We start from the raw sequence: 12,853 nt of genomic DNA, 5'->3' as shown, positions 1-12,853 counted from the left end.
GGATGGGCGACCGCTGGCACGTCGAGGTCGACCGGTCGGTGTGCATCGGCTCTGCCCAGTGCGTCCACCACGCCCCCGACGGCTTCAACCTCGACACCGCCCGCCAGTCCCATCCGGCCGACCCGGAGACCGACGCGAACGAGACGATTCTGGCGGCGGCGGAGAGCTGCCCGGTGGAGGCGATCGTGATCACGCTGCTGGGGAGCGGGGAGCCGGTGTTTCCGCCGGAGGAATAGCACCAGAAAATCCCTTTTCAGTGGGTTCATTTCCGGGCGAATGTTCTATTCTGGAAACCGGCCTACGGGACGAGTGAGGGAGTCCGAACCGGAGTAGCCGACTCTGGCGAGAAGCAGACGGTTTCCGCTGGGGCCGACATCGACGGTCCGGGCTGAGAGGCCGGAAGGCAGCAGTCGGGCCGGAAGGCGACCCCCAGCACCTGATCCGGACCATACCGGCGAAGGGAACCCGTCTCGTAGGTCCTTCATGCGTCCGGGGGTGCCGTCAGGTCGATCAGCCGGCACACCGTCTCGATGTCGATCTTCACCTGGGCGATCGAGGCACGGCCCGACAGCCAGGTGATCAGTGCCGAGTGCCAGGTGTGCTCGATGACGCGGACCGCGGAGAGCTGCTCGGGCGTCGGGTTCTCCAGACCCATCGCGTCCAGGATGATCACCGTGGTCTGCCTGGAGACCTGGTCGACCTCGGGGGAGACGCTGCGGTCGGCGAAGGTCAGGGCCCGCACCATGGCGTCGGCCAGGTGCGGCTCGCGCTGCAGGGCGCGGAAGGCCCGCATCAGGGTCTCCGCGACCCGCTCGGCAGCCGTCTCCCCCTGTGGCGGCTTCTTCCGCAGCGTGCCGTGCATGTGCTCCAACTGGTCCTGCATCGTGGCGACCAGCAGATGCACCTTGGACGGGAAGTAGCGGTACAGCGTGCCGAGCGCCACCTGCGAGGACTCCGCGACCTCGCGCATCTGCACCGCGTCGAAACCGCCCCGGCTGGCGAGCTGCGCACTGGCGTGCAGGATGCGCCGACGGCGGGCCTCCTGCCGCTCGGTGAGGGGCGGTGAGGCGGGGCTCGCGCTACTGACTTCCGCAGGCATGGATCCCGTTCCGTGACAGTCGGTGAGGGTGAGTGACCGGACAGAGCATGCCAGCGCCTGGGCCGTGGCGTGAATCACCTGATCCATCGCTCACAGCGGCGCTACCTGCCGGTAGATTCAGAGCCTCTTGAACGATCAAGTCTGAAACTTGTTCTAGATTAGCGTCCCGGCGTAATCTCGCGGGACAGTGCAGGGAGAAGGGGGCCCAGAGTGACCGCTGAGGCCAGGGAGGCCGGGTCCCCGACGGACCTTGCCGCCGACGGCGAGCGACCGCTCGACATCGCGCTTCTCACCTATAAAGGGAACCCGTTCTGCGGCGGCCAGGGCGTCTATGTCCGGCACCTCTCCCGCGAGCTGGCCCGCCTCGGGCACCGCGTCGAGGTCATCGGCTCCCAGCCCTACCCGGTGCTCGACGAGGGCGCGGAGTACGCCGGCCGGCTGAGCCTCACCGAGCTCCCCAGCCTCGACCTCTACCGCCAGCCCGACCCCTTCCGCACGCCGAAGCGTGACGAGTACCGCGACGGGGTCGACGCGCTCGAAGTGGCGACCATGTGGACCGGCGGGTTCCCCGAGCCGCTGACGTTCTCGCTCCGCGCCCGCCGCCATCTGCGCGCCCGGCGCGGCGAGTTCGACGTGGTGCACGACAACCAGACACTGGGGTACGGCCTGTTGGGCGACGTCGGCGCGCCCCTCGTCACCACCATCCACCACCCCATCACCGTGGACCGGCAGCTGGAGCTGGACGCGGCGGAGGGCTGGAAGCGGCGGATGTCCGTACGCCGCTGGTACGCCTTCACGCGCATGCAGAAGCGGGTCGCGCGCCGGCTGCCGTCGGTGCTGACCGTGTCGGGTACGTCCCGTGCGGAGATCGTCGACCATCTCGGCGTCCGGCAGGACCGTATCCACGTCGTGCACATCGGCGCGGACACGGACCTGTTCTCGCCGGATCCCTCGGTACGGCAGGTCCCGGGCCGCATCGTGACGACGTCCAGCGCCGATGTCCCGCTGAAGGGCCTGGTCTTCCTCGTCGAGGCCCTCGCCAAGGTCCGCACCGAGCACCCCGACGCCCACCTGGTCGTGGTCGGCAAGCGGCCCGAGGAGGGCCCGGTCGCGCAGGCCGTGGAGCGCTACGGCCTCGAAGGCGCCGTCGAGTTCGTCAAGGGCATCTCCGACGCGGAGCTCGTCGACCTGGTCCGCTCGGCGCAGGTGGCGTGTGTGCCGTCGCTCTACGAGGGCTTCTCCCTGCCGGCCGCCGAGGCCATGGCCACGGGGACGCCGCTCGTCGCCACGACCGGCGGGGCGATTCCCGAGGTCGCCGGCCGCGACGGCGAGACGTGTCTGGCGGTGCCGCCGGGTGACCCGGGCGCCCTGGCCGCCGGCCTGAGCCGCCTGCTCGGCGACCCCGAACTCCGTGACCGCCTGGGCGCGGCCGGACGCGACCGAGTCCTGCGCAACTTCACCTGGGCCAAGGCCGCGGAGGGGACGGTGTCCCGCTATCGCGAGGCCATAGCCCGCTCGGCGGGCCGCGACGGCCGCTCCGCAGCCGTCAGCAACAGCCGCTCCGCGGCGGCACGGGATGCCGAGCCCGCAAGCAGTGCCGGGGCAGGGAACCCTCCCGACGCCGCGCAGACCGACAATGCCGGACGTGCGACGGGGGTTGCCGCGGCGGGCGACACCCTGCCGGGGACCGAAGGCGCCGGCGATGACGCCGCGCGCGCCTCCGAGCCCGTCAGGGCCGGCGGAACCGCGCGCGTGCCCGAGGCCGTGACCGCGGGCAGCCCCACCCCCGCGACCGAACCCGCCTCCTCGGGCGGCGGCCCCGCCCGGGCGTCCGAAGGTGCTTCCCCCGGCACGGCCACCCGCGTGAGCGAAGCCGCTTCGGTCGGCCACGCCGCGCGCGTGTCCGAGGCCGCCCAGTGACCGTCGTGCATCCGCCCACCCACTCCCGCCACCTCAGCTGCTTCCCCTCCTCCAGCTGCTCCCTCCACCCCCACCCTTCCGACCGCGAAAGCAGGGCCACGTGCTGACCGTCGACTTCTCCCGGTTCCCGCTCGCCCCGGGGGACCGTGTTCTGGATCTCGGCTGTGGTGCCGGCCGGCACGCGTTCGAGTGTTATCGGCGCGGCGCCCAGGTCGTGGCGCTGGACCAGAACGCTGAGGAAATCCGCGAGGTCGCGAAGTGGTTCGCGGCGATGGAGGAGGCGGGGGAGGCCCCCGAAGGTGCCACCGCCACGGCGATGGAGGGTGACGCGCTCGCGCTGCCGTTCCCCGACGAGTCCTTCGACGTCGTGATCATCTCCGAGGTCATGGAGCACATCCCGGACGACAAGGGCGTACTCGCCGAGATGGTGCGGGTGTTGAAGCCCGGCGGGCGGATAGCCGTCACCGTGCCCCGCTACGGGCCCGAGAAGGTCTGCTGGACGCTCTCCGACGCGTACCACGAGGTCGAGGGCGGCCACATCCGCATCTACAAGGCGGACGAACTGCTCGCAAAGATCCGCGAGGCCGGCCTGAAGCCGTACGGCACGCATCACGCGCACGCGCTGCACTCGCCGTACTGGTGGCTGAAGTGCGCGTTCGGCGTCGACAACGACAAGGCGCTGCCGGTGCGGGCGTACCACAAGCTGCTGGTCTGGGACATCATGAAGAAACCGCTGGCCACCCGGGTCGCCGAACAGGCACTGAACCCGCTCATCGGCAAGAGCTTCGTGGCGTACGCGACCAAGCCGCACCTCCCCCGGGTGGACGCCAAGTGACGACTCCCCGGACAGAACACCTCGTCCTGCCCGGGGTCCTCACCGCCGAGCAGGCCGCCGCGACCGTCGCAGGGATCCTCGCCGTGCAGCGGGAGGACGGGGCGATCCCGTGGTTCCGCGGGCATCACCTCGACCCGTGGGACCACGTCGAGGCGGCGATGGCGCTGGACACGGCCGGCGAGCACGCCGCCGCCGAGCGGGCGTACACCTGGCTGGCCACGCACCAGAACGAGGACGGCTCGTGGTACGCCGCCTACCACGACGGGGCCCACGACGAGGTCACCGACCCCGGGCGCGAGACCAACTTCGTCGCCTACATAGCCGTAGGCGTCTGGCACCACTACCTCTCCACCGGCGACGACACGTTCCTGGACCGGATGTGGCCCTGCGTCTACGCGGCCATCGAGTTCGTCCTGAAGCTCCAGCAGCCGGGCGGACAGATCGGCTGGCGGCGCGACGACGACGGCACGGCGACGGCGGACGCGCTGCTGACCGGTTCGTCGTCGATCCACCACGCGCTGCGGTGCGCGCTCGCGATCGCCGAGCAGCGTGAAGAGCCGCAGCCGGACTGGGAGTTGGCGGCGGGTGCGCTACGGCACGCGATCCGTCGGCACCCGGAGCGGTTCCTGGACAAGAACCGGTACTCGATGGACTGGTACTACCCGGTGCTGGGCGGGGCGTTGACGGGCGCCGAGGCCAAGTCCCGCATGGAGGAAGGCTGGGACCGCTTCGTCGTGCCCGGACTCGGCGTGCGGTGCGTCGTGCCCAACCCGTGGGTGACGGGCGGCGAGTCGGCCGAACTCGCCCTGGCCCTGTGGGCGATGGGCGAGTCCGACCGGGCGCTGGACATCCTCCAGTCGATCCAGCACCTGCGGGACCCGGAGAGCGGCCTGTACTGGACGGGCTACGTCTTCGAGGATGCCGCCATCTGGCCGCTCGAACTCACCACGTGGACCGCCGGGTCGCTGTTGCTGGCCGTCGCCGCGCTGGGTGGGCATGACGCGACGTGCGCGGTGTTCGGTGGGGATCGCCTGCCGACCGGGCTGGACCCGGACTGCTGCGGCTGACGTCCGGGTCAGTGGCGGTGGACCCGGTTGGCGATGGCGTGACCCACGAACAGGTACACGACCGCCGCCAGGCCGTACCCCGCCACGACCCTCGCCCACTCCTCGTCGAAGGTGAACAGGTCGTGGGACCAACCCGCCAGCCAGCGGGCGGCGTCATGGACGAACTGGACGAAGTCGTTCGCCCGGTTGGCGTCCAGCAGGTACATCAGAATCCACATGCCCAGGATGAGGGCCATGACGTCAGCGACGATCGCTATGGCCGTGCCGGCCTGGTTGGAACCGTTGCGATATCTGGGGGACATGCCCTGCGGGTAGCCCGGGACGCGTGACTGAAACCCTTGACCAGAACTCGCGGTTGAAGACCCCGGCCGGAACCCGAACGGGTCCTCACGTTCAACCGCCGTTTCCCGCAAGGTCGTTCAGCCGTCATCGCGATCACCGACGATCCTGCCCCAGCCACGGGGGGAGACGCAGGTGCCCGCGAACAGACCCGCTTCCGAAGAGCCCCGCTTAGCCGTCACCAGACCCCCGCGCGTCCGCCCGCGCCGCAGCGTGCCGGCGCTCGCGCTGCCCGTCCCCATCGTCGGCCTGATCCTCCTCATGGTCACCGGGAACCTGCTGTTACCGCTGCGGCAGGTCGTCACCATCGAGGCGAAGATGGCCTCCAAGCGGGACTTCTTCCAGGACCCCGAGGTCGAGCGGCTGTTGATGAAGCACGGATTCCGCGTGCACATCACGAGCATGGGCTCCCGTGAGATCGCCAACCAGGACTTCGACGGATACGACGTCGTCTTCCCCTCCGGCCAGCCCGCGGCCGACCTGATCAGCCGCGAGCGCGCCGAGGCGAACCGCCCGGTGCTGCTGTACCGCCCGTTCGTCAGCCCCATCGTGCTGGCCACGTACCGGAGTTACGCCGAGGCACTCGTCGACGCGGACGTCGCCGAGGCGCAGCCGAACCCGGACGGCCGGCCGATGTACTACACGCTCGCAATGACCCCCTTCGTGAAACTCACCGAGGAGGGCAAGCGCTGGAGCGACATCGACATCGACCGGGAGGGAGTCCAGAACTCCAACAAGATCCTCGCCCAGACCTCCGACATCTGCGAGTCCAACTCCGCCGGTACCTACCTCGGCCTCGTCGCCTTCGTCGACAACGACAACGACGCCCCGGACGACGAGAAGGAGGCCGCCCGGGTCGCCCAGGAGATCAAGCCGCTCCTCGTCGAACAGGGCCTGCCGTCCTCCGAGCGGGCGGAAACGTATCTGTCGCCCGACGGGCAGAGCATCGCCCCGATCTCCGTGATCTACGAGCACCAGTTCCTCGCCCACCAGATCCGCCACCGGGCCGAGAAGGGCGCCCCGGACGACGAACGCGTCCTGCTCTACCCCTCCACCCGCTTCGTCACCGAACCCCAGCTCGTCGCCCTGACCGGCGACGGCGCCCGGCTCGGCGAACTCGTCGGCGAGGACCCCGAACTCCAGCACCGTGCCATGGAACTGGGCTTCCGCGCCCGCAACGGCAGCAGCGGCGGCACCACCGGCGACGAACTCACCGAGTTCCTCACGCGGCGGCAGATACCCGTGCCCACCACCTCGTCCGACGACACCCGGGCCGTGCTGCCCCCGCTGCCCCTCCTGGAACAGATGATCAAGACCGTCGGCGACTGCCCGGACCGGAAGGGCGACGTCCAGTGAGGCGCGGGGCAGGCCCGTTGGTGCCCTGTCTGGCGCTCTGCCTGACCCTCATGGCCGCCGTACTCACCGCCTGCTCGGGCGACGACGGCGACGAACCCGTCCGGCTGCGCGTACTCGCCAGTCCCGACCTGGCCGTACTCACCCCGCTCCTCGGCGGGTTGCAGGAGGAGACCGGCGTCGACCTCCGCCTGGACCTGCGGCCCGACGCCGAGACGAAGGCACCGGACCGCGACCGCTACGACCTCGCCTGGCTGTCCTCCGACCGCTATCTGCGGCTCACCGCCAGGAGCGCGGTCCAGGGACTGCAGCGCACGGCGACCATGACCTCCCCGGTGGTCGTCGGACTGCGGCCCGACGTGGCGCGCACACTCCGCGCGGAGGTGCCCGGCGGCCGGCTCACCTGGGCGGACATCGCGGACGCCGCCGCCACGGGCACCGTCCGCTTCGGGATGGCGGACCCCCGGCAGTCCGCCAGCGGGCTCGCCGCCCTGGTCGGCGTCGCCACGGCCGCGGCCGGCACCGGCGGGGCACTGCGCCCCGGCGACGTCTCCTGCGACCGGCTGCGGGGCTTCCGCTCCGGCCAGACCCTCACCGCGGACACCTCGCCGGCCCTCGTCGACACCTACGCCGACCACCAGGACGAGGCCAACGCCCTCATCACGTACGAGTCCGACCTGCTCGCCCTCAACGCCACCGACCGCCTCGACGACCGCCTGGAGGTCGTCCGCCCCGTGGACGGCATGGTCCTCGCGGACTTCCCCCTGCTCCTCCTCGACGCCTCCCACCGCGCCGCCTACACGAAGGTCACCGAGTGGCTCCAGCGCGACTCGGTGCAGCAGGAGATCATGCGGCGCACCCTGCGCCGCCCCGTCAGCACCACCGTCACCCGCGACCCGCAGCTGCGCGAGCCGGTCGGCAACGCGCTCTACTTCCCCGACCAACTCACGGTCATCCAAACCCTGTTGGCCGACTACGGCGACCCGAGCCGGCGCACCGCCAGTCAGGTCGTCTTCCTGCTCGACTTCTCCGGCTCCATGCGCGGCGACCGGATGGCCGCGCTCCGCAAGGCCTTCGCCGACCTGAGCGGCGCCGACGGCACGGCCTCCGGCAAGTTCACCCGCTTCCACCGGGGCGAGCGGCTGACGGTGGTCCGCTTCGGCGGCCGCGTCCTGGAGGAGAGGACGGTCACCGTCACCGGCCCGAAGGACCTGCGGACACTGGCCGACACCGTCGCCCGCGGCGGCTACGGCGACTCCACGGCCGTATGGTCCGCCCTCGACCACGGCTACCGCACCGCGGCCCGCGAGCTGGCGGACGACCCCGACCGTGCCGTCTCACTCGTCCTCATGACGGACGGCGAGAACAACGCCGGCATCGCCTACACGGAGTTCGTACGCCGCCACAGAGCCCTCCCGGCCCCCGTCCGCAGCGGTGTCCACACCTACCCCGTCCACTTCGGCGACGCCGACGCGGCAGAACTGCGGCGCGCGGCGGCGCGGACGGGCGGGCGGATGGTGGACGCCGCCGATTCCTCCCCTTCCTCCCTTTCCGAGGCGTTCAAGGAGATCCGTGGCTGTCACTGACGCACTGTGGTGGAGCATATGGTGGCCGTGGATGGCTCTCTGGCTGGCGACGGCCGCCGGTGCGGTGGCGCTGGTGGCGGTCCTGGTACGCCAGTCCCGCGAGCGGCGCCGCCGGATGCGCCGGTGGCAGTCCGCGTACAGCATCTGCCTGTACCTGGACGAGCAGTCCGTCATGGACCTCTACGAGATCGGCAACTACCGGTCCGCGCTGGAGGAGGCCGTGGAGCTGCGGACCAAGGTCGACACGAGCGTCGGCCTCTGGACGCGCTTCCTGGCCTGGCTGTTCCGCGCCAAGCGGGACGTCAGCCAGGAGACGTTCCGCAAGTTCGTCCGCAAGGACAAGCCCATCAACGTGATCGGCATGCTCATCGACGCCTTCGAACGCGCCGACGTCATCGTCCACGCCGACCTGCCCACGATGACCGTGGTCCCCAACCGCGTACTCGCCGACCGCCTCGGCGACGATCGCGAAGTCTCCCTGAGCCGCATCGGGGAGTTCGTCTCGGTGCGAGCGGAGTTCACGCGCGTACCGGACGTGCCGGAGGGCTTCGTCCTGCGCGCCGAGTACGGCGACGAGCAACCGCCCGTCCACATGCGCGTCGTGGCCTCCGGCAACGCCCGCCGCTCCATCCCCGCCGGCACGTTCACGGCCCGCTGCCTCGGCAAGATGACGGGCTGGCGCGAGGACACCCGGGAGGCGACGCTGGAGGCGCTGGCGATCTTCTGGTGACCCGCCCCGCGTCCGGGTCAGGAGTTGAGCTCGGCGAGCACCCGCAGCGTGTGTGGATCGGGGGAGAGGACGAGCAGATCGGTCACCGGCCCCTTGCGCCACAACTCCAACCGCTCGGCGATGCGTTCACGGGGCCCGACGAGGGAGATCTCGTCGGCGAAGGCGTCGGGCACGGCGAGTACGGCCTCCTGCCTGCGCCCGCCGAGGAACAGCTCCTGGATCCGCCGGGCCTCCTCCTCGTACCCCATCCGCGCCATGAGGTCGGCGTGGAAGTTCCGGACCGCGTGGCCCATACCGCCGATGTAGAAGCCGAGCATGGCCTTGACGGGGAGCAGTCCTTCGGAGACGTCGTCGCAGACCTGCACGCGGGCCAGGGGAGCGACGAGGAAGCCGTCGGGAAGCTCGGAGACCGCCTCGCCGTACACGTCCGGCCTGCTCGGCGACCAGTACAACGGCAGCCAGCCGTCGGCGATGCGAACGGTCTGGGCGACGTTCTTCGGCCCCTCGGCGCCGAGGAGCACGGGCAGATCCGGGCGCAGGGGATGGGTGATCGGCTTCAGCGCCTTGCCGATGCCGGTGGCGTCCGGACCGCGGTACGGATGGGAGTGAAAACGTCCGTCGAGCTCCACGGGCGCCTCACGCCGCAGAACTTGCCGTACGACGTCCACATACTCCCGCGTCGCGGTCAACGGCGACTTCGGGAACGGCCGCCCGTACCACCCCTCCACCACCTGCGGTCCTGACAGACCGAGCCCCAGCATCATGCGGCCGCCGGAGAGATGGTCGAGGGTGAGCGCGTGCATCGCGGTGGTCGTGGGGGAGCGAGCGGCCATCTGGGCAACGGCCGTACCGAGCCTGATCCTTGAGGTCTGCGCGGCGATCCAGGTCAGCGGTGTGAAGGCGTCGGAGCCCCAGGACTCCGCGGTCCACACGGAGTCGTAGCCGAGCCGCTCGGCCTCCTGGGCGAGGGGTACGTGGTCCGCGGAGGGGCCGCGGCCCCAGTAACCGAGTGCGAGCCCGAGCCGCATGTCCGCCTCCTGACGGTACGTCAGATCTGCCTGCAGGCTTGCGACTGTACGACGACGGCCCCTCACCGGGAAGGGTGAGGGGCCGTACGGGACGGTCAGGGGCTCAGCCGCGCTGAATACCCGAGGTGTCCTGCAGCACGCCACGGCGGCCGTCCTGCGTCTGCGCGACCAGGGCGGCGCCACGCTGCTCGACGGCCAGGTACCAGGTGCCCGGCGCGAGTTCGGCGATCGGGGTCGGCGAGCCGTCCTCCCCGAACAGGGGGCGCGGCACGGGCACGGCGAACCAGAACGGGGAGAAGTCCCCGGCGGGCGCCGGCGCGGGAGCCTGCGGCTGCCCACCCCCGAAGGGCTGCCCGGCCTGAGGCTGCCCACCGTACGGCTGCTGCCCCTGCGGGGCCCCCGGGTAGCCGTAACCACCCTGCGGCTGACCGCCGTAGGGCTGGGGGGCGGCGGGACGGGGGGCCGGAAGTAGGGCTGCCTGGAGGGCGGGGACGAGGGGGGTGGCGATGGCGCCGCCGGCGAGGGCCAGGGTGGCGATCAGACCGAGGATGAGACCGACGCCCGTGCTCTCCGCGTCGATCGTCCACCACAACAGCGACCAGGCGGCCGCCACGGTCAGGCCGACACCGAGGGGGCCCAACTCAAGGCCGGCGACCTTGCGCGGCTGCGGGAGCAGGTGGGCGACCACGATGAGTGCGGCGCCGATCACGCCGGTCATGTACGTACCGAGCCCGAGGCCGATGCTCACGTCCCAGGCGTTCGGAACATTGACGTTCTCGCAATAGGCCTCAGGGCCGTCGCAGCTGGCAACGCCGAGGAAAGACGCGATGAACAGCAATACCGCTGCTCCGATCACCACGCCGTCGCCTCGAGTGAGGGAGCGGATATTCACTTCAGGTCCTTCGTCAGTCGTCTCAACATCGGTATCGCTGGAGGCGTCGCTGTCACCATGTCGCCGTCAGGCCCCTGAGTGAAGCGCGGGGGTGGCCCCTCATCGTAGGAATGACCTTATCGTCCGACCGACGAGGGTGTCCGCCGGGATCAACCCGTGGACCATTACCCGCGCAGGAAACTCACGATTCCCTCAGAGATCCCTTGCGCCGCCTTCTGTCGCCACGCGCCACTGGTGAGCAACGCCGCGTCCTTGGTATCGCGCATGTTGCCGCACTCGATGAACACCTTGGGAACCGTTGACAGATTGAGACCGCCGAGGTCCTTACGCGTGACGAGGCCGGTGCCGTCACCGATGTAGTTGGAGGGGGCGTTGCCCGTGACGCGGACGAAGGAGCCGGCGATGCGTTCGCCGAGGGCGCGGGAGGGGGCGACGATGGGGCCCGTGTCGGCGGCGCCCGCGTCGACCTTGCCGGGGAGGATGACGTGGAAGCCGCGCCGGCCTGCGCCGGCGCCGTCCGCGTGGATGGAGACGACCGCGTCGGCGTCCGCCTTGTTGCCGATCTGGGCGCGCTCGTCGACGCAGGGACCCCACGACCGGTCGCCGTCCTGCGTGAACTTGACCGTGGCGCCCTGCTTCTGGAGCAGCGTGCGCATGCGGTGGGCGACGTCCAGGGTGAACTTGGCTTCGGTGTAGCCGTCGTTGGTGGATGTACCCGTGGTGTCGCACTCCTTCCAGTTCGTGCCGATATTCACCTTGCGGTTGATTTCGGCGGTGTGCTGGAAGTTGTTCGGGTTGTGGCCGGGGTCGATGACGACGACCTTGCCCTGGAGGGGGCCGGAAGCGGACGTGGAGTCCGCGGTGGGGGTCGGGCCCGGCGGCTTGTCATCGTTCGTGGAGGAGGCCGTCGGGGCCGAGTCCGACGCGGGTGAGGACGGCCGTACGGCAGCGGTGCCGGAGCCGTCTCCGTCGCCGGGGCCGCCCACGGCCTCGTACATCACCCATCCGAGCAGTGCCCCCGGCACCAGCGCGGCGACCGCGACGGTCAGGGTTCGGCGGCGGTTACGGCGGGGCTGGGGAGGATCGAAGTCCGGACCTACGTACGACACGCCTGACACCTTACGGGCCGAGGATGGCCTTCGCCGGGAGGCACGGTCGGGCGGCGTCGGGGATCAAACGCCCGTGCCCGTCCGCTTCAGCACCCGCAGCGACTCCGTCACGGACACCTCCGTGAACGCCCCGGACTCCAGCGCCCTCAGATACACCCGGTACGGCGCCTGCCCGGTGAACTCGTCCTCCGGGTCCGGGAACACGTCGTGAATGACCAGCAGGCCGCCCTCGGCCACGTGCGGGGCCCAGCCCTCGTAGTCGGCGGTGGCGTGCTCGTCGGTGTGGCCGCCGTCGATGAAGGCGAGGCCGAGGGGGGAGGTCCAGATCTTCGCGACCTGCGGGGAGCGGCCGACGAGGGCGACCACGTGTTCCTCCAGGCCGGCCCGGCGCAGGGTCCTGCGGAACGTCGGCAGCGTGTCCATCAGGCCGATCTCGGGGTCGACCGTCTCCGGGTCGTGGTACTCCCAGCCCGGCTGCTGCTCCTCGCTGCCGCGGTGGTGGTCGACTGTGAGGGCGGTCACGCCGGCCTCACGGGCGGCGTCGGCGAGCAGGATCGTGGAGCGGCCGCAGTAGGTGCCGACCTCCAGGAGGGGGAGGCCGAGGCGGCCGGCCTCGACTGCCGCCGCGTACAGCGCGCGCCCCTCGCCCGTGGGCATGAAGCCCTTCGCCGCCTCGAACGCGGCCAGGATCTCGGGCTTGGGGGCTGGGGGCATCGCGGGGCCTTCCGGTCGTGGGTGCGGCGAGGCGCCCCATGCTGCCGTACCCCCTGGTCGGCGGGCGACAGGGGGTACGGCGATACGGCGGGGTGGATCAGGGCGCGTCGGAGATGTCGAGCCTGTTCACCTTGATCCTTCATAGACATGACATCGAGTCATCTCTCCGTTTCCGTTGCCG

13 protein-coding genes are annotated in these 12,853 nt (G+C 70.7%); 7 read left to right on the top strand and 6 right to left on the bottom strand.

Annotated elements, in window-relative coordinates; genetic code table 11:
- The first annotated feature begins 2 nt into the window (after nt 1–2).
- Nucleotides 3–236, top strand: a complete 234-nt coding sequence (locus ACWGDB_RS27495) for a ferredoxin (protein WP_453824863.1) — start codon at nt 3–5, stop codon at nt 234–236.
- A 245-nt stretch (nt 237–481) separates the two neighbouring features.
- Here the strand turns inward: ACWGDB_RS27495 and ACWGDB_RS27490 are convergent, their stop codons facing one another.
- Nucleotides 482–1,099: a TetR family transcriptional regulator gene (locus ACWGDB_RS27490; protein ID WP_383236122.1), complete on the bottom strand. Its 618-nt coding sequence runs from the start codon at nt 1,097–1,099 to the stop codon at nt 482–484.
- Nucleotides 1,100–1,309: 210 nt separating this feature from the next.
- Here ACWGDB_RS27490 and ACWGDB_RS27485 point away from each other — a divergent pair, with 210 nt between their 5' ends.
- The 3 genes from ACWGDB_RS27485 to ACWGDB_RS27475 all read left to right on the top strand — a co-directional run bounded on the left by ACWGDB_RS27485 (nt 1,310) and on the right by ACWGDB_RS27475 (nt 4,921).
- Nucleotides 1,310–3,019 (top strand): glycosyltransferase, encoded by a 1,710-nt coding sequence (locus ACWGDB_RS27485; protein WP_453824862.1) that lies wholly within the window; start codon nt 1,310–1,312, stop codon nt 3,017–3,019.
- A 100-nt stretch (nt 3,020–3,119) separates the two neighbouring features.
- Nucleotides 3,120–3,854 (top strand): class I SAM-dependent methyltransferase, encoded by a 735-nt coding sequence (locus ACWGDB_RS27480; RefSeq protein WP_389453236.1) that lies wholly within the window; start codon nt 3,120–3,122, stop codon nt 3,852–3,854.
- Nucleotides 3,851–4,921, top strand: coding sequence for a prenyltransferase/squalene oxidase repeat-containing protein (locus tag ACWGDB_RS27475; RefSeq protein WP_453824861.1), 1,071 nt, complete (start codon nt 3,851–3,853; stop codon nt 4,919–4,921). The genes ACWGDB_RS27480 and ACWGDB_RS27475 overlap by 4 nt, the downstream gene beginning before the upstream one ends.
- An 8-nt stretch (nt 4,922–4,929) precedes the next feature.
- Here the strand turns inward: ACWGDB_RS27475 and ACWGDB_RS27470 are convergent, their stop codons facing one another.
- Entirely contained in the window at nt 4,930–5,223 is a 294-nt protein-coding gene (locus ACWGDB_RS27470) for a hypothetical protein (protein WP_328428111.1), read from the bottom strand.
- A 250-nt stretch (nt 5,224–5,473) separates the two neighbouring features.
- On the opposite strand from ACWGDB_RS27470, the gene ACWGDB_RS27465 reads away from it, so the two are divergent.
- The 3 genes from ACWGDB_RS27465 to ACWGDB_RS27455 are packed head-to-tail and all read left to right on the top strand — an operon-like array spanning nt 5,474 to nt 8,929.
- Nucleotides 5,474–6,616: a hypothetical protein gene (locus ACWGDB_RS27465; RefSeq protein ID WP_453824860.1), complete on the top strand. Its 1,143-nt coding sequence runs from the start codon at nt 5,474–5,476 to the stop codon at nt 6,614–6,616.
- Nucleotides 6,617–6,666: 50 nt separating this feature from the next.
- A complete protein-coding gene (locus ACWGDB_RS27460; RefSeq protein WP_453824859.1) occupies nt 6,667–8,199 on the top strand; it encodes a VWA domain-containing protein in 1,533 nt (510 codons plus the stop codon).
- A gap of 31 nt (nt 8,200–8,230) precedes the next feature.
- Complete coding sequence (locus tag ACWGDB_RS27455; protein ID WP_453824858.1) at nt 8,231–8,929, top strand: hypothetical protein; 699 nt, start codon at nt 8,231–8,233, stop codon at nt 8,927–8,929.
- A 17-nt stretch (nt 8,930–8,946) separates the two neighbouring features.
- On the opposite strand, the gene ACWGDB_RS27450 is transcribed toward ACWGDB_RS27455, so the two are convergent.
- The 4 genes from ACWGDB_RS27450 to ACWGDB_RS27435 form a co-directional block, all read right to left on the bottom strand.
- Complete coding sequence (locus ACWGDB_RS27450) at nt 8,947–9,957, bottom strand: LLM class F420-dependent oxidoreductase (RefSeq protein WP_453824857.1); 1,011 nt, start codon at nt 9,955–9,957, stop codon at nt 8,947–8,949.
- Nucleotides 9,958–10,060: 103 nt separating this feature from the next.
- A complete protein-coding gene (locus ACWGDB_RS27445) occupies nt 10,061–10,849 on the bottom strand; it encodes a DUF5336 domain-containing protein (protein ID WP_453824856.1) in 789 nt (262 codons plus the stop codon).
- A gap of 164 nt (nt 10,850–11,013) precedes the next feature.
- Nucleotides 11,014–11,958, bottom strand: a complete 945-nt coding sequence (locus ACWGDB_RS27440; RefSeq protein ID WP_453824855.1) for an N-acetylmuramoyl-L-alanine amidase — start codon at nt 11,956–11,958, stop codon at nt 11,014–11,016.
- A 63-nt stretch (nt 11,959–12,021) separates the two neighbouring features.
- Nucleotides 12,022–12,672, bottom strand: a complete 651-nt coding sequence (locus tag ACWGDB_RS27435) for a class I SAM-dependent methyltransferase (RefSeq protein ID WP_453824854.1) — start codon at nt 12,670–12,672, stop codon at nt 12,022–12,024.
- Between the last annotated feature and the right edge of the window lie 181 nt (nt 12,673–12,853).

The sequence above is a fragment of the Streptomyces sp. NPDC055013 genome (assembly GCF_053608645.1).
This window is presented reverse-complemented; position numbering and strand designations above follow the sequence as displayed.

Excerpts from the sequence above, each read along its gene's own strand:
- ACWGDB_RS27495 (WP_453824863.1), top strand. The coding sequence starts at position 3 with ATGGGCGACCGCTGGCACGTCGAGGTCGACCGGTCGGTGTGCATCGGC.
- ACWGDB_RS27490 (WP_383236122.1), bottom strand. The coding sequence starts at position 1,099 with ATGCCTGCGGAAGTCAGTAGCGCGAGCCCCGCCTCACCGCCCCTCACC.
- ACWGDB_RS27435 (WP_453824854.1), bottom strand. The coding sequence starts at position 12,672 with ATGCCCCCAGCCCCCAAGCCCGAGATCCTGGCCGCGTTCGAGGCGGCG.
- ACWGDB_RS27450 (WP_453824857.1), bottom strand. The coding sequence starts at position 9,957 with ATGCGGCTCGGGCTCGCACTCGGTTACTGGGGCCGCGGCCCCTCCGCG.
- ACWGDB_RS27470 (WP_328428111.1), bottom strand. The coding sequence starts at position 5,223 with ATGTCCCCCAGATATCGCAACGGTTCCAACCAGGCCGGCACGGCCATA.
- ACWGDB_RS27460 (WP_453824859.1), top strand. The coding sequence starts at position 6,667 with ATGGCCGCCGTACTCACCGCCTGCTCGGGCGACGACGGCGACGAACCC.
- ACWGDB_RS27455 (WP_453824858.1), top strand. The coding sequence starts at position 8,231 with ATGGCTCTCTGGCTGGCGACGGCCGCCGGTGCGGTGGCGCTGGTGGCG.